Origin of the sequence: Nocardia sp. N2S4-5 (assembly GCF_044628355.1) — a bacterium.
GTDB classification, from domain to species: domain Bacteria; phylum Actinomycetota; class Actinomycetes; order Mycobacteriales; family Mycobacteriaceae; genus Nocardia; species Nocardia wallacei_B.
The window spans coordinates 10,560-29,373 of record NZ_JBIUPM010000002.1 but is presented as its reverse complement, the minus strand read 5'-3'; the positions used below and the strand labels follow the sequence as shown (position 1 = coordinate 29,373).

Annotated in this window: 20 protein-coding genes and 1 pseudogene; 7 read left to right on the top strand and 14 right to left on the bottom strand. The window is 67.2% G+C overall.

The window, feature by feature from the left end:
* From ACFMRZ_RS36935 to ACFMRZ_RS36905, 7 genes and pseudogenes are all read left to right on the top strand, one after another.
* Positions 1 to 407, top strand: a pseudogene (locus tag ACFMRZ_RS36935) (hypothetical protein); the annotation flags it as partial.
* Positions 404 to 799 carry a hypothetical protein gene (locus ACFMRZ_RS36930; RefSeq protein WP_400177353.1) on the top strand — a complete coding sequence of 132 codons (396 nt, stop codon included), beginning with the start codon at positions 404 to 406 and terminating at the stop codon, positions 797 to 799. The pseudogene ACFMRZ_RS36935 and the gene ACFMRZ_RS36930, both read left to right, overlap by 4 nt.
* A gap of 188 nt (positions 800 to 987) precedes the next feature.
* Positions 988 to 2,157, top strand: coding sequence for a helix-turn-helix domain-containing protein (locus ACFMRZ_RS36925; protein ID WP_400183090.1), 1,170 nt, complete (start codon positions 988 to 990; stop codon positions 2,155 to 2,157).
* 230 nt (positions 2,158 to 2,387) lie between these two features.
* A complete protein-coding gene (locus ACFMRZ_RS36920; RefSeq protein ID WP_400177351.1) occupies positions 2,388 to 2,711 on the top strand; it encodes a hypothetical protein in 324 nt (107 codons plus the stop codon).
* On the top strand, positions 2,711 to 2,881 hold the full coding sequence (locus ACFMRZ_RS36915; protein ID WP_400177350.1) for a hypothetical protein: 171 nt from the start codon (positions 2,711 to 2,713) through the stop codon (positions 2,879 to 2,881). The genes ACFMRZ_RS36920 and ACFMRZ_RS36915 overlap by 1 nt, the downstream gene beginning before the upstream one ends.
* Positions 2,878 to 3,075, top strand: a complete 198-nt coding sequence (locus tag ACFMRZ_RS36910; RefSeq protein ID WP_400183089.1) for a hypothetical protein — start codon at positions 2,878 to 2,880, stop codon at positions 3,073 to 3,075. The genes ACFMRZ_RS36915 and ACFMRZ_RS36910 overlap by 4 nt, the downstream gene beginning before the upstream one ends.
* Before the next feature lie 74 nt (positions 3,076 to 3,149).
* Positions 3,150 to 3,455, top strand: coding sequence for a hypothetical protein (locus ACFMRZ_RS36905; protein ID WP_400177348.1), 306 nt, complete (start codon positions 3,150 to 3,152; stop codon positions 3,453 to 3,455).
* Positions 3,456 to 3,540: 85 nt separating this feature from the next.
* Here ACFMRZ_RS36905 and ACFMRZ_RS36900 read toward each other — a convergent pair whose 3' ends face one another.
* From ACFMRZ_RS36900 to ACFMRZ_RS36835, 14 genes are all read right to left on the bottom strand, one after another.
* Positions 3,541 to 5,418, bottom strand: a complete 1,878-nt coding sequence (locus ACFMRZ_RS36900) for a hypothetical protein (RefSeq protein ID WP_400183088.1) — start codon at positions 5,416 to 5,418, stop codon at positions 3,541 to 3,543.
* A gap of 11 nt (positions 5,419 to 5,429) precedes the next feature.
* Entirely contained in the window at positions 5,430 to 5,870 is a 441-nt protein-coding gene (locus tag ACFMRZ_RS36895) for a hypothetical protein (protein WP_400183087.1), read from the bottom strand.
* Between the two features lie 12 nt (positions 5,871 to 5,882).
* Positions 5,883 to 6,308 (bottom strand): hypothetical protein, encoded by a 426-nt coding sequence (locus ACFMRZ_RS36890; protein ID WP_400177346.1) that lies wholly within the window; start codon positions 6,306 to 6,308, stop codon positions 5,883 to 5,885.
* A gap of 13 nt (positions 6,309 to 6,321) precedes the next feature.
* On the bottom strand, positions 6,322 to 7,872 hold the full coding sequence (locus ACFMRZ_RS36885) for a hypothetical protein (RefSeq protein ID WP_400183086.1): 1,551 nt from the start codon (positions 7,870 to 7,872) through the stop codon (positions 6,322 to 6,324).
* Positions 7,869 to 8,525, bottom strand: a complete 657-nt coding sequence (locus ACFMRZ_RS36880; protein ID WP_400183085.1) for a hypothetical protein — start codon at positions 8,523 to 8,525, stop codon at positions 7,869 to 7,871. The genes ACFMRZ_RS36885 and ACFMRZ_RS36880 overlap by 4 nt, the downstream gene beginning before the upstream one ends.
* Positions 8,526 to 8,528: 3 nt before the next feature.
* Positions 8,529 to 9,056 carry a hypothetical protein gene (locus ACFMRZ_RS36875; protein ID WP_400183084.1) on the bottom strand — a complete coding sequence of 176 codons (528 nt, stop codon included), beginning with the start codon at positions 9,054 to 9,056 and terminating at the stop codon, positions 8,529 to 8,531.
* Entirely contained in the window at positions 9,046 to 9,264 is a 219-nt protein-coding gene (locus ACFMRZ_RS36870; protein ID WP_280378539.1) for a hypothetical protein, read from the bottom strand. The genes ACFMRZ_RS36875 and ACFMRZ_RS36870 overlap by 11 nt, the downstream gene beginning before the upstream one ends.
* A 75-nt stretch (positions 9,265 to 9,339) precedes the next feature.
* On the bottom strand, positions 9,340 to 9,570 hold the full coding sequence (locus ACFMRZ_RS36865; protein ID WP_400177341.1) for a hypothetical protein: 231 nt from the start codon (positions 9,568 to 9,570) through the stop codon (positions 9,340 to 9,342).
* 7 nt (positions 9,571 to 9,577) lie between these two features.
* Entirely contained in the window at positions 9,578 to 10,537 is a 960-nt protein-coding gene (locus tag ACFMRZ_RS36860; RefSeq protein WP_400183083.1) for a hypothetical protein, read from the bottom strand.
* Positions 10,534 to 11,073, bottom strand: a complete 540-nt coding sequence (locus ACFMRZ_RS36855; RefSeq protein WP_400183082.1) for a M15 family metallopeptidase — start codon at positions 11,071 to 11,073, stop codon at positions 10,534 to 10,536. The genes ACFMRZ_RS36860 and ACFMRZ_RS36855 overlap by 4 nt, the downstream gene beginning before the upstream one ends.
* Positions 11,070 to 11,591, bottom strand: a complete 522-nt coding sequence (locus ACFMRZ_RS36850) for a DUF2744 domain-containing protein (protein WP_400183091.1) — start codon at positions 11,589 to 11,591, stop codon at positions 11,070 to 11,072. Before ACFMRZ_RS36850 ends, ACFMRZ_RS36855 begins: the two co-directional genes overlap by 4 nt.
* A complete protein-coding gene (locus ACFMRZ_RS36845; RefSeq protein ID WP_400183081.1) occupies positions 11,510 to 13,327 on the bottom strand; it encodes a phage tail protein in 1,818 nt (605 codons plus the stop codon). Before ACFMRZ_RS36845 ends, ACFMRZ_RS36850 begins: the two co-directional genes overlap by 82 nt.
* Positions 13,328 to 14,263 carry a hypothetical protein gene (locus ACFMRZ_RS36840; RefSeq protein ID WP_400177336.1) on the bottom strand — a complete coding sequence of 312 codons (936 nt, stop codon included), beginning with the start codon at positions 14,261 to 14,263 and terminating at the stop codon, positions 13,328 to 13,330.
* Positions 14,260 to 18,810, bottom strand: coding sequence for a phage tail tape measure protein (locus tag ACFMRZ_RS36835; RefSeq protein ID WP_400183080.1), 4,551 nt, complete (start codon positions 18,808 to 18,810; stop codon positions 14,260 to 14,262). The genes ACFMRZ_RS36840 and ACFMRZ_RS36835 overlap by 4 nt, the downstream gene beginning before the upstream one ends.
* Positions 18,811 to 18,814 lie beyond the last annotated feature (4 nt).

Here is an 18,814-nt window from a genome sequence, read left to right as displayed (position 1 = left end):
TCGGAGAAGTGACGATAGCCGGGTACTTTCCACCGACTCAGGAGAACCTCATGTCCCGGACCCTCTGGGCTGCCGCATCCTTGCTCGCCTTCACCGCCACCGGTATCGCCTTCGCCACGGCCCCATCGCACGCCGCCGCGCCCGCGCCGGTCGCCATGACCCCCGCCCAAGATGTCGCCACGGCCGAGGCGCTCGCCATCATCGCGGGCGACACCCTCATCGGCACCACCGTCGGCGGCGTCACCGGCGCGGTGATGGGCAGCATCGCCTGCGCGCCCACCATCGGCCTCGCCTGCCCGGTCACCATCCCGGTCGGTATCGCCGCCGGTGCCGCGGCGGGCGCGATCGTCGGGGCCGGTGTCGGCACGGCATCCGTCATCGTGATGCCGTCGGCGGTGGCGAGATGACCACTACCGAGAAGGCCAGCGTGCGGGCCGCATTCGACCCCGGCGAACTCAGCTACCTCGTGAACAAGACGGCGCGGACCTACATGAACGGACTCGCGCCGCACCTGGCGCCACTGCGCTGGATGTACGACTACGCCCGCGACGGCTCGCACGATATGAGGCTGGCCGCGATCATCAAGGGCGACGACGCAAATGCCGTGGCCGCACAGTGGGGTGCCGCGCTCGGCCTCGGCCGCCCGATATATCGCCACAGCGGAACACGTCACTGGGTGGGCCGCACTGCGGACGGAACGCAAGTGAACATCTGGTACATCGCCGACCAGCAAGCATGGGATGCCGCCAACGGCAGGACACCGGCCCCATCTGCCGCGTCCACTGAGCCCACACTCTGACCACTCCCCCGCAGAGCCGCCCGGACTTCCCCGCCGGACGGCTCTTTCGCGCGAACGAAAAGCCGCCTCGACCCATCAGGATGAGGCGGCTTTCCTGCGACTATGAGTGTGGGCGTCGCGGATCCCGATTCTATACTCACCACCACCGAATCCTGTACGACTCGCCGAATCGGTCGTAGCCTCGTGGTATGAGTGTGGATTTGGGCGAACGTCTGAGAAATGTGCGAAAGCGCCGCGGGCTCACGCAGCCAGAGCTTGCTGCGGCATCCGGAGTATCCCTGTCAACCATCAAGAAGGTCGAGCAGGGTGAACGCGCCAACGTGAGGCTCGAGACCTTGCGCAAACTGGCTGTCGGACTGCGCGTCCGGACATCGGACCTTCAGGTCCGGCGCGATGCCGAGCATGCCGACACCGAGACCGAGGACTTGTGGGCGCAGGTACGCCGCGCCCTCGTCGGGCAGGATGTGGCACCCGCCGACGAACCTGCCACCAACGAAGGAACACAGGCAGCCTACGAAGAACTCCGGCCGCTGATCGACGCCCACCGCTACCGCGAGATTTCAGCTCTGCTGCCCGCGCTGCTGCGCGACGCCGAGACTCTCACGGACAGCGAAGGGCGCGCTATCCGCAGCCGGTTGCTGAGCATGACAGGCTGGATGCTGACCCAGAACCGTCAGTTCGATACCGCAGCGATGACTCTCGATCGTGCGATCGACATAGCACCGGAACGCGGAATGGCCGTCGCCGCGGTCAACGCGCTGATATGGACCCACATTCGTCAAGGGAATCTGCGGAAGGCCCGTACACTGGCGATCCGGTGGGCCGACGACATCGAGCCGCGATTCTCCCGAGCGACGGCCTCCCAGCTGGCACTGTGGGGACGGCTGTGGTTGTACGTGGCGAACATCGGGGTACGCGACAACAACCCCGGCGAGACCGAGGATGCACTCAGCCTTGCGCGCGCCGCCGCGGACCGGATCGGTCACGAGGTGCTGTACGACCCCAACCCCAACCGGCTGTTCGGGCCTGTCACAGTCGCGCAGATCACCGGCGAATGCCACATCATCGCAGGCAAGCCGGACAAGACCTTGTCCATCGCGAAATCGCTTCCCACGAATGTGCTCTCCCCCATGGCCGCTGGCCGGTTGCGTCACCGGCTGGATGTCGCCAATGCGCACGTCCAGCTCGGGCAGCACGGTGAGGCTGTGGCCGTGCTGCAACAAGTTCGGTCGGTGGCACCCGAGTGGTTGCCACAGCAGAGGTACGCCCGAGATGTCCTCAGGCGCACCATCACCCAGCGACGCACCCTGACCGACGACATGCGCGAACTGGCCGACGCAATCAAGCTCGAGTACTGAGCGAAACCGCAGGCCGAAAATGGCCCTTCCGGTCCGACGGGACCAGAAGGGCCATTGTCTTGTCTCCTTGACCAGGGCTACCCTGAGGTCAGCCCGTGACGCCGGGCGCACTCCCCTCCTCGCGAGGGGGGCACGCCGTCGGCCGAGAATCCGCGAGGGTTCGTAGCCAGAGAGGTCGGCGGCGGTCCGGCGCCACGGAACCCCTGTCGGACTCACCACCCGAGGACACAATGGCCCAGTTCGTCGCTCTCGTCGGCATCGTGGCTGCGCTCGTCGTCATGGCCGCGATCGCCCTCTACGCCCCCGAGCGCCCCTCGCGCTACACACCCACCCCGGCACTCATCCACCCCGCCCCCGAACCGGACATGGACGTCTCGGTCTGGCCACACGGATGGCCCCACGAAGTGCCCGACGAGCCGATGTCGCTCATCGAAGCTCACCGCACGATGCAACGCCACCGCTCCTGCGTCCGCGTCGAATGCCCGCGCAAGAGCATGGCGTACCACCTCCTCGTCGAGGCAGGCCGGATCAGGCCCGACTCCGGGCGGGCCTGATGATCACCCGATCCCTCGCCGACCGATGGGCGCTACGCAACGGCTGCGATGAAGCGCCCCCGGATCTGACGCTGGCTCACGCCCAATACATGCTGTCGACCCACGCCGGACACGGCGGCTGCCGGGCGTTCACCGCTGCGTCCCATCGCATCTGGGAGCCGCTCAAGTGAGCGAACCCGGACACACGTACGACTGGCGGGACCGCGCACCGCACATCGCCAGCGCAGCCCACGCCGCCGGGCTCTGCCTCCGGCCGAAGTCCAACGCCCCGTTCGGGTGGCAGCTGTGCGACGGCTTCCGCGAAGTCGCCTCCGGATCGCTCGCCGACCTCGACACGTGGCTACGCGAGCAGGGCCATGGGTGATCTGCCCCAGCGAATCCCGACCGAACTGCTGTGGGTCCAGCGTTCACCGCGCCCGCACATCACCGTGCTGCTGCGTGTCCTCGCCGGACTCCACCGATGGCGCCCTGGAAACGCCCACCAACACGACGAAATCCGCCCCGGTCCGTAACGGGACCGAGGCGGATTCGTATGCACTGGGCAGGGTCGTACGACGGGAGACACCGAACGCCATGTACCGCAGAGTCGTCGAAGCAATCATCATCACGTTCGGGCTCGTCCTGTTCGTCGCTGGTTTCGCCAGTGGTGAATTGCTGGGCGTGATCGCCGGTCTGTTCATTGCCGTGCTCGGCATCCTCGACGCGCTACCGCGACGCTCTCGCGCCGACCGGACGGAGTCCTGACATAGCAAAACCGCCTCGATCCCTATGGGACCGAGGCGGTTTCGGTTTGCGCCGTCGTGTCACGGCACTGTCGAGTCTAGTTTGATCACGCCGCAGCGGGGACGACGTACGACGCCCAATCGTCCACGTTGCCGCCCGGCTCGCCGCCGCCGCTGACCGCGCTGTCGTCTTCGCCGTGGATCGAGGCGACATGGTTGGTCAGCGGTGCCTGCACGGTGGTGAAGGTGCCCTGCAGCACCTGCGAGCCGTTCACCATAGCTGTGTAAACGGTGCCCTCGGCGCGCAGCTCGACGAGGGCGTTCTCGGCGAACTTGCTCGTGCTGACGTAGTCGGCCGTGCCGGTCGCGGCCACGAAGTTGGTGAGGTCCGTCGTGTAGATGCAGATCCCCATCAGTGTCGCCGTCCACCAGAAATGGACGCCGTGATGGCCGGACGCCGGGTCGGCACGCAGCCCGACCGACATCGACGAGTGCTCCGGATTGCGCGAGTTCCACTTCACCCGGGCGCGGACAACCTGGCTGTCGCTGGGCAGCACGGTGTTGTGGTAGATCACCGAGATCGGCGAGGACGGCAGACCGACCGCCGACAGTTCGGTGCTACCGGCGATGTAGAGGGCGCCACCGTTCTGGCTGGCCTGCGTCCAGTTGGCGCCGAGGCTGGCCCGGTTGAAATTGTCGCTCGCGACCGAGACCAGTGCCGGGGTGTCGTAGGCCTTGAAGTTGTCGAGGCTGTGCGAGATGCCGGTGCCGGATCCGGTGCGCTGCACCCACAGTCCGAGATACTGGTGCGAGCTGTCCGCGTAAGTCGAGTTGGTGAGCGACGGCCCGGACTTCACGCCGTTCACGTAGACGCGGTAGACGTTGTCCTGGTCGACCAACACCCGGATCACATCGCCGGCGGCCAGCGTCGTCGAGAACGAGCCGATGGGCGCGTACGTCCCGTTGATGCCCGTGATCGACCCGAGCGCCCACTGCGTCGATGACGTCGACAGGATGACCATCTGCGTCATGCCGCTGTTGCAGCGCAGCACGGCGCCGGACGACAACGCATTGCTCGGTGTCGTCGCGATCGTGAATTCGACGGTCTGCGCGAAGGTCTGGGTCGCGGTGTTCCAGATCGCGCACCGGCGGCTGTTGGACGTGCCTTGCACGGCAAGCACGCCGGGGCTGGCGATGCCGAGATCGCCGCCGTTCTCGGTCCAAGACGCGCCGAGGGCGGTGCCGGCGGTCCGGTTGAAGTCGTCGACGAACGCGTTGATCACCGCGGCTGTGGCCGCGCTCACCGCCGCGCTCGCGGTGGCGGCGGTAGCCGCGACGGTGGAACTGGTCGAGGCGGCGGACGAGGTGACTGCCGCCTGCGCGGTGGCCGCGCTCGCGGTGGCGGTGGCGCCCGCCGATCCTTGCGCGCCGTTCACGGCCGCGCTCGCGGTGGCGGGTGTGGCGGCGGCGGCCACGGAGCCCTGGCCCACTGCGTCGTAGACGATCGTTCCAGCGGTCGCCGGGGTCGCTACTGCTGCGGCATCGGTGGACGCGGCTGCGGTCAATACCGCGGCGGTCGCGGTGGCGGCCAGAGCGTTCACGTTGACATCGGCCGAGATCTCAGCGGTGGCGCCGTACGCCACCGCGGAAGCCGTCGCGGCGGTCGCCGTCGCAGCCGCGTCGGCGTGCGGCACGGCCGACAGCACGGCCGCGGTTGCCGTCGCTGGAACAACCTGCCCATCGGCTGACGCCGTAGCTGTGGCGGTGCCGGCGACCGCGTTCGCTGTCGCTGCTATCGCCGTGGCCGTGGCGGCCGCGGACGCGACGCCCGGGAGCACGGCGGCCGAGGCGTGAGCGCGCCCGGCCTGCGCGGCCACGGACCGCGTGCCGTCCCACACCAGCTGCTCGCCGATGTATTTGCGCAGCACCGGCTCCGAACCGATGAAGCGCGCGATCGGCTCGGCGCCGCGCTGATACTTGGGCACAGGCCAGGCCCTCAGGCGACCGCGATCGTCGCGATCCCGGCGGCATCGAAGGTGATCGACAGCTGCCCGGACGTCGTGCTCAGTGTGGTATCCGATTCGAGATACGCGATCAGCGGGCGAGCCGCGTCGGTGCCCGGCGTGCTGTTGTAGGCGACGGCCTTGCGTGCGCCGGTGATCGTCGACCCCGGCCAGGCCGGATCGTTGGCGTCCATCTTGATCACGTTCGTTGGCGAGTCGAAGCTCACCGCAGCGCCGGTGAGGATCTGCCCGCCCGCGGTGTAGCCGGTACCGGTCACCTCGCCCGAGATCGAGGACTTGTATTGGTGCGCGTTGCTGAAGGTGTAGCTGTTGTCCAGCAGCATCAGCTTGATCACGTCGGTGTCGAAATCCACCTCCTTGTTCAGGAGGCTTTTGAAGAACAGGGGGTAGAACTTGCCGGTGAAAATGGCCATGGTGGACGTCTCCTAATCGGGGTCGGCGACGAGCGAGTACTCGGTGTCGGGGTCGGCGGTGCCTGCCGCGAGCAGGGCGGCGAAGTCGCTCTCGGTGATGCGCTCCAGGCGCCGGATGCCGATGCCGATCACGGCGCGCGGCTCCTCCTGCGGCGGGATCGGCAGGCCGGCGTCGATGAGCGGCCCGAGCTGGACGGGCGCGGTCGAGTCCGGGATGTCGATCGTGATCTCGTCGCTGCCGATGCGGACGATCGCGAGGCCGGGCTCGAAGTCGTCGGTGGTGATCACGCCGGTCTCGTCCGGTGCGTAGGCGTGGCGGCGGTCGCTGATGATGTCGCCGAGGCCCGGCAGCACCCGCAGTCGCGCCGCCCGGAATATGACGGTGTCGGATTCGCCGACCCCGGCGAGGTCGGTGATTCGTCCGGTCAGCACGGTCATGGGCGCCCCCTGTTCACAGGCCGGAATAGATGCGCAGGTCTTCCCATGCGCCGGAGTTGTTGAAGCTGGCGCGGGACACTCGAGCCCCGGCCCACGAATTCGCCACGGGCACACCGGCGTTGAGGTTCCCGGCGTAGGCGATCGGCGTGCCGTTCCGCTCGATCCAGGCGATATCGCCATACACCGAGAAGGTGATCCGGTCGCCGTCGGCGATCGAGACGCCGGAAGTGACGGCGATGTAGTCGCTCCAGGTCGGCGAGGTCATCGACCCGGACAATCGTGAGATGTAGACCTTGTTGCTGTAGATGTTCGCGGCGACCGCCTGCGTCCCGCCGGCGCCGTTCACGCGGGCGAGCAGCGAGCAGTCGGCCACGCTGTTCGGACCGCGGATGATGCCCTCGACGCGGACGCGGCCGGTGCTGAGGCCGGTGTTGCGGATGATGGCGCGGGAGCCGTCGTCGGTGCCGTTCGTCGCCCATCGGCCGCTGGCGATTGCCGCGGCGGTGCCGAGCTGCGTCCAGCCGTTCCCAACCGCGCCGTCCGCACGGGCGAAGTCGTCGTAGAAGATCGACTGCCACACACCGGCCGACGGGATCGAGGACGGCCGGTCGAACCACTTCACCCACCGCACCCACGCATCGGTCCGCAGCGCGTTCAGGTTGAGGCCGCGGTGCCCGGGACTGGTCTTGTAGGCGTCGGACAGCTGGGCCTGGCAGACGAAGATGTCGTTCATCCAGCAGCGCACCCAGCGGTCCGCCTCGACCCAGAATTTCAGCCGGAAGTAATTGCCGTCGAACGCGACCGGCGCGGCACCGGACCCGATGACATCGCCCGACGCGCCGAGGTTGGGGATCTGATAGACCTTGATCGTGTCGCCGTCAGCGATTTGATGCACGCAACCGATGGCCGTGATCTGCTTGAAGGCCAGCGAGCCGCCGATTTTCGCCCAGTTGTTCATCAGGTAGACCCAGAACGACTGCGCGACGATTCCGAGGGCCGGAAACCATATCTCGGCTTCGAATCCGTAATTCGGCGTGAACGGCTCGAATTCGTAGCTCACACCGCCCGCGAGGGCGGGGTCGCCGTAATTCTGGATGTGCAGTTCTTGCAGCGAATTGAGGTCGCCACCGCCACCGCTCCCGAACCGCTTCCACGGCTGCCGGATCGGGTTCTGGACCGGGCGGTTGAAGTCGTCGATCCACCCGGCCCACGCCCACGGCAGGTTACGGCGTAGGAGGAACACTCTCGTCTTCCATGGCGCCGCTGATCGACGCGTCCTCGTGGTCGGCGAGGGTCGCCCGCAGCTGCTCCAGCACTCGCCGCGACCGCACCAGACCCCCGGCTCGCCGGGAGGCAGCAGGGGCCGCAGCGATTCCGGGTCGTGGTTGAAGCGGGCGATCGCAGCGTCGATCTTGGGTATTGCGGTCGCGGGCGTGTCGAGATCGAACACGTAATCCAGATCGTCGACACCGAACGCCGCCGCCCACAACGCCTCTTTCTCCGGCCGGATCGGCAAGCGTTCCTGCCCGGTGCCCGCGCCGTAGCGGGTCTCGAAATACTTCACTCCATCACCCCAAACAAAAGGACCTGCAGAACATTCGGTGCGTCGGTCCCGGTCACCGAGGTGACATTCAGATAGACCCGCTCGCGGGAATTCATAACGAATCCGAGGTCGGCCCAATTCGCGCGAATCACCCCGGCCGCGAGCGAATACGTTCCGAGCACGGTCGCCGTCGTGCCGGTAGAATTCCACTTCTTCAGCTCGAACGTCATCCCGTTCGGCTGCGACAGCAGCGCAACATGCATATCGGTGATCGTGCGGGTCAATCCGCCGGGGACGTTCTGGCACAACCCGATCAACAATTCATTATCGCCGAGCACCACGGCAGCCGAGGCCACGACGAATTCCGATTCCCAGTACGACGCCCGGTCGCTCGCCAACGCCGCAGTCAACTCCGCGGTCTGGGCGGCGTTCAGCGCCGCCTGCGAGTCAGTGACAGCCTGATCCGCCGACCCCTGCGCCGCGACCGCGATCAGCCGCGCGTTCTCCGTCGGCGAACGAAGCTCTTCGTCGACCTTGTTCTGCACATTGGAGTACGCGGTAATGGCGTTGAGCGCGAGCGCGCTCTTGCCGGAACCCTCCGAAATACCCTGCCCGAACCCACTGCCGATGACGAAGCTGCCCTCGGGCGGCAGGGTTACGCCCGGTGTACTCATCGTTCAGCAGCGCTCTTTCGGCGTCGGCTGCTCGCGTCGCTGACGCTCCAGATCGGCACGCTGCGCAACGAGCTGGTCGCGCTGCACATCAATGGCCGCAGTGACCGTCCGGTAGTGATTCAGCGCGCCGCGAGCGTCCACTCGCTCACCCGGCGCCGGTGGCGTCACCAGAGTTTCGACGAGAGCGGTCATCGCATCGTCGCGCTGATTGCGCAGCTCGTCGTCGCGCGCCTCGAGCGCACGATCCTCGGCAGCGATGCGCCTCAGCTGCACGCTCGTGGACTGGAATTCGGCGTTGCACCCGCGCTGGTGATAGGTGAACTGCACGATCAGCGCCGTGGACGCCAGGAACAACGCGACCACGATCAGCCGGAACGCCCTGCCGTTGAACGGCTTCGGGTCGAGCTGCGGCACCAGCACCGCCCGGCCGCGGGCGTTCACCCGGCGGAAACGGACGAACTGCCCGACCACCACCCCGGCGATGAACGAGATGACCGCGACGACCAGAACTTCGGGGAGGCTATTCGTCATCACGCTTGCCCTCCTCCTTGGAATCGGATTCGGAACTTCCGGCTTTCCGGGCCTTGGAGTAGAGGGTCGCGAAGATGCCGATGATCGCCATCATCACAATGTTCAGCTCCGGCGGCGGCTTGTAGTCCGGCTGCCAGATCGGCGCGAGATACCCCACCAGCCACGCGGCAGTGGTCGCCATCGACAGCACCGCGAATAGCGCCCGCATCCATCGTTCGTCCACGGACCACCGCCTCTCTACACCCGCACCAATGCGCGCCCATACGTCTTCACCCGTGGCTCGTCAGCGGTCGAGCAGATCGGCGCCGAGGTCACCCGCCGCGTCGATGGCACGCTGATTGCGCAGCAACAGCACGCTGATCGCGGTCGCTGTCGCCGCCGCGCTGGTGATCCAGTTCTTCGCGGCACCGTCCGGGAGGATCTCGGTAGTACCGAGCACGACGGTCACCATGCCGCCGATCGCCGCGGCGATGGCCTTCGTGTATTCGCCCAGCTTGCGCAGGTGCTTGCTCATGGCCGCCTCACTTCCCGCCGAGCTGGTCGAGCTTGGCCTCGATACGGTCCAACTGCTCGCGCAGCCGCGTCTGCCGGGCGCCGATGGTGCGGACCAGTCCGATGAGCGAGCGCTTCTCGTCGTCCTTCATGTCGGCCATCTCCGGTGCGAAGTCGTAGCCGTCCCACACGGTTTCGTTCCATTGGTCGGCCCACATGTCGTAGGGCCAGGGCTCTTTGGGTGACCGGGTTGAGGGATTCACGTTCTCCGGGCGGTTGATCTGCCGCAGACGGTCTTCGGTCGGCAGCAGCTGGCCGGCACCGACGGTGATGGGATCGGACACGGGTGTACCTCCTGTGATACCGAGCAGTGCCAGCAGTTCCGGCAGCTCGAGCGGTGAGTAGTTGAGATCGACACCGAACGACCACGGCGCGCATCGACCGTCGTCGGTGAACTGCTGCGCAAACGCGATCTCCTGCATCCACTGCGGCGGTGGGGTCGACGCCCACTCGCCCGGGTTGTGGCTGTAGGACGGGGTCACGAACCGCATGCCAGCGGGTCGTGTGCGCCAAAGCCCCGCGTTGGCAACAGCATTGAGGTAGCCGATCACTCTTGCCGGATTGCCATACCAGCGGCGCAAGCGTTCGACCTCGTCGTTCACCTCGGCAGACTGGTCGCCGCGGATCGCGCCGCCCGCATCCTCGACATCGACCATGGTCACGAGGCGCGGATGCCCCCACAGTCCGCCACCGGTGAGGATGTCGCGGTGTAGATCGCAGTTCGCAGCGCCGGGGCGGAAGAAGTAGTAGGCGATCACGGCGTCGAGACGGCCTGTCTCGAGCATGGCCAGGACGCGGCGGATGTTCTCCACGGCGAGGGTGTCGCGAGCATCGCCGCTGTTGGTGCGGAATGCGAACAGCCGGTGCGGATAGCTGTTGTCGATCGGGATGCCCTGGTGATGGGAGACATCCGCCCAGGTCACTGTCATTGCGGCCACCTACTCGGGGGGATGAGTTGCCAGAACCCGGCGAGCACCTGCGGGTCGGTGCGCGGGTCGTAGACCGGGTCGGGGTTGAGGATCTTCGCGACGATCCGGTCGAGACGCGGATCGCCCTCGGGAATGCCGACCTGGAAATGCATCTCGTCGGGGCGCGACCAGTCCCGGCCCCAGAACACCGCGCCCTCGTACCAGTCGACGAGCGCCTCCACACGGGCCACGAGATCGCCCGGCATCCGGCGCAAGCCCCACGGCCACTGCGGCGCGTTGATGTCGACCGCGGTGCCGGACAGGTGATTCGAGGTGCCAACGTCGTTGTCGCGGGACCAGCCCCACACCGACGACACGACCGGCGCCACCTCGGCGTCGTAGCGGCGCACGAAGTCACCGAGGATGATCGCGGGCGCGCCCGAGCGCAGCGGCGCCGTGTCCATGTGCGGACCGTCGACGAGCACACACTCGTCGCGGTTGCACATCCTCCACCCGTTCTCGCTGTAGAGGTTCCCGTACGCGGTGCGGAAGCTCATCGCCCTACCCCTTCCTGCTGGAAGCGCTTCAGAATCCCGTTGCGCCCCTTGCCATGTCGCTCGGCGTACAGCACGCGGCCACGTTCGACGGGGTCGGAGTCGCCCAGTTCACGCAGGTACGCGCAGACCTCGGTGACGGTGTGCTCGCCGGGCGGGAACCGCGGCGGATCATCGAGCTTGTCGATCTCGAACGCCTGCGGCTCGGGCGGCGGCGGCTTCTCGACCTTGTAGCCCATATAGCGGTACTTCTCGAGCTGCGCCTCGCGGGCATGAACGGTCAGCGTCTCCGGGTCCTGCACGTGCTCCGGCTCGGGCATCGGCGAGCCCGGCGGCACCCAATCCGCGTCACCGTTGAGCGGATGGTTCTGGCCGCGGGTCGGCGGCCTGTACTCCTTGACCGCGAGCGCGGGATCGATTGGCGGACAGCCGCATTCGCTCAGATGTTTGGAGATGAACCGGCAGATCGCCTCGGGCAGCACCATGCGCTGCATGCCGGGTCCCATCGGAATGCATTGCAGCGCAGGGAGAAACCTCTCTTCCGGATTGTCCGGGTCGATGTCCTGGAGCCGCCAGATCTTGCCCATAGCCTTCTCTCCTCAGAGCATTCCGAGATCGCGGGCGATGCTCGCCATGTCCTGCGCCATCTCCAGCGCGGCCTGTACCGGGTCCTCGGGCTCGCGGTGGCCGATGGTGAGTCCCCACCGCACGGCCTTGTCGCGGCCCCACTCGAGGACGATCTCGGTGATGCGGTCGACGTAGACGCGGCCCGACTGCCCCAGTCCTTGACCGTGGTGCCGATGCGAGTGCCCAACCAGGCATTGCCCTTGCCGTTCTGGCCGATCCGCAGCCCCTCGGCACCATCTCGGACTGTGACTTCATGGGTTGTCCGCTCGCGGGTCGACCAGATCTTCGTTCGGAAGGCGATGAGCGCCGACACCCAGTAGGCGCGATCGCCTCCCTCGCAGAAGGTTTCGTGGAAGTGCGACCAGCCGAGATCGGCGACGCGATCGAACAGCTTGATCTTCTGGAATGCGGCTACCACATCGGTGTAGAGCGGCTTCAGAATGGCGTCGGCCGCGCCGCCGACCGGTGGCACGCCGATAGCCATGGCGATCAGGTCGCCGGCCATGTTGATCCCGAAACTGATGGCCTCGTTCACGCCATAGGCGCTGTGACCTCCCGTAATGAACGCGGAGTCGGAGGCCGGTTTCCACGAGAACTTGCTCGAGGTGATGGCGGTGCGCTCACCGTCGCGCAAGATGATTCCGGGCGCCTGCGGCAGCGTGCCCCACCAATTCGGCTGACTCAACTCGTCCGGGAACGCGGGGTCGTCGATGACGTCGATGCCCTCGGTGACGCCGTCCGAGGCGATCGTGGTGAAGCCGCGGACGAGGCCGGTCCAGACGTTGCCGCCGATATTGGTCTCGGTGGTCCATCCGCTGTTGTCGCGCAGACGCCAGATGATCGCGCCGGGCTTGATGTTCGCGCCCGGCCACGGCGGCGGATCATCGGCACGGTGTCGGCGCGGCTCCCACGTCAGCTGCGCGTCGGCCGCGATGTGTTTCTGTGTGTCGAAGAACGTCTTGAACCGCGAGTGCACGATGCACGGCGGGCTCGAATCCTGGAACAGGTCAACAGGTTCCACAACCTGCGACCAGGTGCTTTGGTCGAGGTTGACGTACTGCGACAGGTCGAACGGATTGTCGGGCAGAGTCCAGATTGCGGACTCGAGGCGGAGGATCTGCAGGAACAGGCTCAGCGACAGGGCGAACCGCGACGGCAGCGGGCCCATGATGAACAGCTTCGGGAACTGAAACTCCGGCGGCAGGAACGGGTTGCAGTAGACGATGATGTGCTTGAGGTGCTCCATGTCGTGCAGGAAGGTCGCCCGCACCACACGCTCGCCGGTCTCCGGATCCTTGGTCTGCTCGAGATTGTCGAGCGTCCCGGACCATTGCGCGCCGTCCTTCTCGACGACGGCGATGATGTTCTTTTTGCTGCGCGCATCGGTGTCGGTCATCCACCGCGCGAGGTAGTAGCGCGCGGGCAGCTCGATGACGCCAACGCCAACCTCGTTCTCGGGCAGCGTGAATTTCGCGCTGATCTCGCGGTGCACCTCGCCCGCGAGGACCATGTCGCCGTCGTACAGCTCGATCGTCGGCGGCTTCAGTCGGCGGTCTTCGTCCTTACGGAGGTTCTCGACGATCTCGCCGAAGATGGCGTCAATATCGAGGTCGGGGGCGACGACGGGCATTTAGTCCAGCCCCCATGGCCGCGGCCACTCACGCGGGCAGGTAACCCGGATCTTCGTGCCGATCGGCGCCTTGGTCACGGTCACCGGCACCTGCTGCCGCAGGGTGCCCGACCGAAGCGGATACATCATCCGTTTGCCGTTCATCCGCTGCCCGTACTCGGACCTCGTCGCGGTGACGAACTGGCCTTCGAACGCCATCGGGTCGGTGTTGACCCGCAGGTGCTCGCCGAGGTGCAGCGGCGCGAATACCACCTTGCGCAGCAGGTCTTCCTCGGCGCGCTCGTGAATGTCGTTGCCCCAGCTGTAATCCGGGAGCGTGACAGTCAGACCCTCATAGGTGGCCGTGATCTCCCAGATCGGGTACTGGTCGTAATCCTCGGGCAGCGGGTTGTCGACCCACACGTACCCGGTCTCAGTGCCGCCGCCGGTGGTGTCCGTGGCGGTGGTGAACGTGGACGGCTGCACATTCTCGATCCACCGCGGGTACGCGCCGACCAGCGGCAGCAGGATCAGTGCGCCCTTCTCGGAGTTCGGGTCGTTGTTGGTCTTGATCTTCGGCTTGTCACCGAGCCGCACCGGCAGATGCCGTCGGGAACCGTCCAGCTCCACCCAGATCCGGGATTCCCGCTTGTAGCTGAATGCCTTCCGAAATTCGGAATCGACCAGCCGCCAAGGCTTTTCCTTGGTCCCGACGATGTGGACGGCCAGGATGAAGTCGTACTTCTCCTCACGGATACCGCCGAAGTCCGCGCCCACCTGGAACGCCGTGCTGTTGTACAGCGCGGTCACCGGCGGGTCGTACATGCTGTCGAAGTCGGTCCCGGAGTCCTCGTCGGCGAGCGCGACGTTCTTCGACCACTGATCCGGCCCGGCGAGCGGCCACCACGCCTCGTTGCAGCCCTCGACCTCGATCCGGGCCTCGTCCAAGTCGATCATCGCCGCGGCACCAATCCCGCGACACGGTCGCGCTTGGCGAGGTCGATCATCCGTATCTCACGCCGGAACTCGCCCGCGGACATGCCGGTGTGCAGATTCTCGATCACGGTGCGGCCGTCGATGTGCTGCGTCAGCGCCCGGGCCGCCAGCTGCCCCAGCGCCGCCGGGGTCCGGGCCGCCCGCAGTTCCTCGGGCGACAGCACCCACTCGTCCTTGCCGCTGAGGTTCAATGCCGCGGCGCCGGTAGGCAGCGGGCCGCCCTGGTCGCGGATGAACGTCGGCACCTGGAACGTCTTGAGCAGCTGCTCGAGCCATCCCGGTGTGCCCGGCACGACCGGGCCCTGCTTCGCAATGTCCTCCTCGCTGTACTGCGCCGGTGTCGGATTGTCCTGCGCCAGCCCCTTCTTCGCCTGCTCGGCGCCGAGCGTGATCAGCGCGCCGCCGACACCCTGGATGTCGCCGCCGAGGCCGATCACCTGCAGCAGCTCGCTCGCGGCGCCGGTGACCGCGGTCTTGGCCACTTCGCCGAGCAGCTGCACGGGACTGCCGCCGCCGGATCCGCCGCTGCCGGACGCGCCGTTCAGCTCGTCGCGCTGCTTCTTCTGCTCGGCGACAACAGCATTCATGGCCTTCGCGAGCGCGAGATCGGATTGCCGCTGCTCGTCCGGTGTGGCCTCGGGGTCGTTGTAGGTGTCGTCGCGCTCGTCCTGGGCCTGGCGCACCGCCATCTGCAACTCTTCGAGGCGGATCTGATCGTCGGTCAGATTCCCGTCCAGAGGCGGCGCAGGCGTGACCGGGCCGCCCGTCGAGTTGGCCTCGTCGCGTTTCTGCTCCAGCTCCCGAATCCGCAGATCGGCGCGCTCGACGTCGATCTGCGCCTGCCGCTTGTCGTCCGCGGACTTCTTCGGGTCCTTCAGCGCCTCCTCGAGCTGCGACTGCTGCTTGCCCCGATTCAGCCGCGCCGACTCAAGTTCCAGCTCGTCGGACTGATCCCACGTCTTCTTGGTCTGACGAGACCGGGACGAACGCGACCGCGAGCCGTCATCAGGCGGGTTGAACAGCGTCCCAGGCAGGTAGAACTTCAACGGCAGGTTCCCGCTCGAAGCCGACTGCGCACCCGCACCGACCTGCACGCCGTTGCCGCCGGACTCCAGCGCGACGCCCGCGAGATCGCCGGCCATGTGCGAGTACTGGCCACCACCCCCGCGGTAGACGCCGATGTTCAAGCCGCGGCCGGTCGGGTCCAGACCGGTCCGGAAGCCCAGCGACGCGAAGTCGCTCTCGGTAGTGAACCAGCGCGTACGCGGGTCGAGGCCACGCAGCAGCGCGTATGCCGCGCTGATGAAACCGGAGCAGTCCCACGACGGGTTGCCGACGCCGGCGTATTGGTACGGCTTGCCGGACTCGCCGCGCAGGGACGTCAGCGTGCGGTCGACAGCGGTGATGCCGCCCTTGGCCATCTTCGTCAGGCCGTACCCGAAATGGTCTGCGACCGTGGACAAGATTTCGGTCGAGCGGCCACGCTTCGACTCCGCGAGCGGGATGAATGCCTCGCCGCCTGTCTCCGGCTCGGACACCTGGTAGTAGCGGGTCTGTGGCGACCAGACTGTCGCCTGCCCCGGCAGGTTGTCAATGCCACCCTCGGCGCGCGGCTGCACGGGCTGGGGAGCGATCGGCCCGATGAATCCCTCGGGCCGGTTCTTCGTCTGGTCGTAGTCGTACACGACCTTCTGCGTCTTGGTCGGCAGCTGCTTGTTGATCAGCTCGTCCAGCTTGGTGAGCACCGCGGCGATGTCCGGCGCCGAGATGTGCACGACGCCAGGCTTGCCGTTGACCGCGTCGATCTTGGCGCCGGTCTCCTCCAGCTGCTTGCGGGCATCCTCGGTCAGTGCCTTGACCGGGATGTCGACACCGTTCTTGTTGGCCTGCAGCATCCCTGCGATGACGACGAGCTGCTGCTCAACCGTGTCGGCGCCGCGCAGCTGGGCAAGAATCTGAATATCCGTGGGCAGGAGGCCGAGCTGCTCGGCCATCACCCGCACCTGGTCGGCGGACAGTCCGGTCGCGGTGCCGAGCGCCTGGAACTGGTAGGAGTTCTGCGCCAGGATCGGATCCATGTTCGCGCCGGCCTCGGCCGCGGTGATCGTGGCGTCCCGCATCCGGGTCAGCGTCTCGTAGAGCTTCTGGCCGTTCGCGCTGGCCGTGTCGACTTGGCCGCCCTGGCCCACCAGGGCGGCGCCGAATCCTTGCGTGCGATCCCACGCCTGCTCGGTGGCTGCCGTGGTAGCGCGCACCTGCGCGTTGTATTGGGCCAGCGCTTCCTGCACCGCGATGGGCTTGCCGCTCATGACATCCAGCGCGGTCTTCATCGCGTTGACCCGGTCTGCGGCCGAGCTGGACTCGTTGGCGAGAATCTTCACGGCGGCGGACAAATCGAAGAATCCCGGGCTCGCGGTCTGCGCGGCGGCGGCGGTCTGCGCGAGCTGGTCGTGTACGCCGATCAACGTCTGCGCGACCTGCTTACCGGCATCACCGCTGCGCTGCAGCTGCGCGATCAGGTTGTCGTAGGCGGGGCCGCCCTGCGTGACGGTCTGCCCGACGCCCTGCATGTCGATCTGCAGGTTGCCCATCACCTTGCGCAGCGCGTTGTACTGCTCCTCGCTGGCGGTGACCTTGTCGTAGTTCTTCTCCCACGCGTCGTTCGAGCCGAAGACGTTGCCGGTGATGTTGTCGATCTGGTGACCGAGTTCCTCCATCGGCTTGTGCCCGCGCTCACCGAGCGTGACGATCTCCGCCAGCGCGGATTGCACCGCGGCGTTACCGGCACCGAGCGCCTGATCTGACAAGGCGCCATTCGCTGCGGCGACCGCCTTGCCGAAGTCGGCCTGAGCACGAGCACCCGCCGCTGCCGCGTCAGCGAGTGCCCGTTGCGCACTGCGCGCCGAGTGCGATGCTTCGATGTTCGCGGTCAGCGCGGCGACACCGCCGGTCAGGGCCAGCGCCCATGGTCCGCCCAGCATGCCTACGACACCGCTGGCCGCCGACGAGACACCGCTCGCGGCGGCGGAGACAGTGCCTTGCGTGCGTGCGAGCACGGTCGCTTGCGCCGACGCGTTGCGGTACGCCTCTCCCATGCGGGAGATCACCGGCACCCGCGATTCGAGCGCGGCGACAGCGGAACCGAACTGGCCGATCTGCTGACCCGAGGCTGCTGCGAGTGACTGCTGCACCCGCATCTGATCCCCGAACCCCGTCAGCTGCGTCCTGGCGTTGCCGATCTGCGTCGACAAGGTCGAACTGAATGCGGTCGTCCGAAGCGCGACGAGCGCAGCGGCAGCGGCAAGCACGGGCGTGGGCAGGTCTGCGACCGCCTTAACCGCTGGCGCGATGCCCTGACCGAACCCAACCGCGGCATCCGCAGCATTGTGCAGGCCGTCCACGATGTAAGGGGTGGCGGTCGTGATGGCACCTGCGGCGGTCTTCGTGAACTGCTCGAGCGGGCCCTTCACCAAGTCGTACGTCGCCAGCGCCAGCCCTTCGGCCGCGTTCTGCGCGGCCTGCATGGCGCCGGGCAGGCCCTGCATCTTCGATGCGGCGACCTCGGCGGCCGAGCCCTGGCGGCCCATGGCGTTGCGCATCGAGTCGAACCCGGCCGCGCCCTTCTCCGCGGCGATGGAGGACAGGCGCATCGCGTCCGACCCGAACAGCACCGACGTGGCCGCCTGATACTGCTGGTCGGTCATGCGGCCGGCCGCGGTATCGAGCTGCTCGAACAGACTGTGCAGCCCGACGAACTTGCCTTGCGCGTCGTACACGCTGAGGCCGAGCTGAGAGATGGCCGCTTGTGCCGGCTTCCCGGTGTCGGTCAGCGCGAGCAGCGCCGACTTCAGCAACGTCCCGGCGTCGCTGCCCTTGATGCCGCTGTTGGCCAGCAGACCGATCGCGGCGGCCGTGTCCTCGATGGACAGCCCGAAACCGTGCGCGACCGCCGCACCGGACTGCATCGCGTAGGCGACATCGGTGATCTCGGCACTCGACGCGTTGGCCGTATTCGCGAGGACATCGGCGACGCGACCCGCCTGGTCGGCCTGCAAACCGAACGCCTGCAGCGCCGAACTCTGGATGGTCGCGGCCTCGGCGGCCTCGATGCCCGCGGCGGCCGCCAGCTGCAGCGAGCCTCGCGCCGCGGCCATCGACTGTTCGACCGTGAATCCGCCCTTGGCCAGCTCGAGCATGGCGCTCGCGGCGTCGTTGGCCGAGGTGCCGGGCAGGCTGATGTCGTTGCCGAGCTGGCGGGCCCGCGCCGACACCTGCGCCATCTGATCGGCGTTCGCCGACGCGACCGCCTTCATCGTGTTCAGGGTGACCGTGAAGTCGTTGCCGATCTTGATGACCTGCCCGAACGCGGCAGCGCCACCGATCGCCAGACCCAGCGCACCACCGATCGCGCCCGCCACACCGACCGCAGGGGCCAGCCCGCTCCGCAGCTTGCCCGCGAACTCGCGGGTATCGGGTGCGACGAGGATGTCTATCCGGCCACCGGGCAACGGG

Coding starts and splice junctions, on each gene's coding strand:
- ACFMRZ_RS36865 (WP_400177341.1), bottom strand. CDS start 9,570: ATGAGCAAGCACCTGCGCAAGCTGGGCGAATACACGAAGGCCATCGCC.
- ACFMRZ_RS36925 (WP_400183090.1), top strand. CDS start 988: ATGAGTGTGGATTTGGGCGAACGTCTGAGAAATGTGCGAAAGCGCCGC.
- ACFMRZ_RS36920 (WP_400177351.1), top strand. CDS start 2,388: ATGGCCCAGTTCGTCGCTCTCGTCGGCATCGTGGCTGCGCTCGTCGTC.
- ACFMRZ_RS36870 (WP_280378539.1), bottom strand. CDS start 9,264: ATGCGGGCGCTATTCGCGGTGCTGTCGATGGCGACCACTGCCGCGTGG.
- ACFMRZ_RS36845 (WP_400183081.1), bottom strand. CDS start 13,327: ATGCCCGTCGTCGCCCCCGACCTCGATATTGACGCCATCTTCGGCGAG.
- ACFMRZ_RS36855 (WP_400183082.1), bottom strand. CDS start 11,073: ATGAGCTTCCGCACCGCGTACGGGAACCTCTACAGCGAGAACGGGTGG.
- ACFMRZ_RS36915 (WP_400177350.1), top strand. CDS start 2,711: ATGATCACCCGATCCCTCGCCGACCGATGGGCGCTACGCAACGGCTGC.
- ACFMRZ_RS36875 (WP_400183084.1), bottom strand. CDS start 9,056: ATGACGAATAGCCTCCCCGAAGTTCTGGTCGTCGCGGTCATCTCGTTC.
- ACFMRZ_RS36880 (WP_400183085.1), bottom strand. CDS start 8,525: ATGAGTACACCGGGCGTAACCCTGCCGCCCGAGGGCAGCTTCGTCATC.
- ACFMRZ_RS36860 (WP_400183083.1), bottom strand. CDS start 10,537: ATGACAGTGACCTGGGCGGATGTCTCCCATCACCAGGGCATCCCGATC.
- ACFMRZ_RS36895 (WP_400183087.1), bottom strand. CDS start 5,870: ATGGCCATTTTCACCGGCAAGTTCTACCCCCTGTTCTTCAAAAGCCTC.
- ACFMRZ_RS36930 (WP_400177353.1), top strand. CDS start 404: ATGACCACTACCGAGAAGGCCAGCGTGCGGGCCGCATTCGACCCCGGC.
- ACFMRZ_RS36840 (WP_400177336.1), bottom strand. CDS start 14,263: ATGATCGACTTGGACGAGGCCCGGATCGAGGTCGAGGGCTGCAACGAG.
- ACFMRZ_RS36890 (WP_400177346.1), bottom strand. CDS start 6,308: ATGACCGTGCTGACCGGACGAATCACCGACCTCGCCGGGGTCGGCGAA.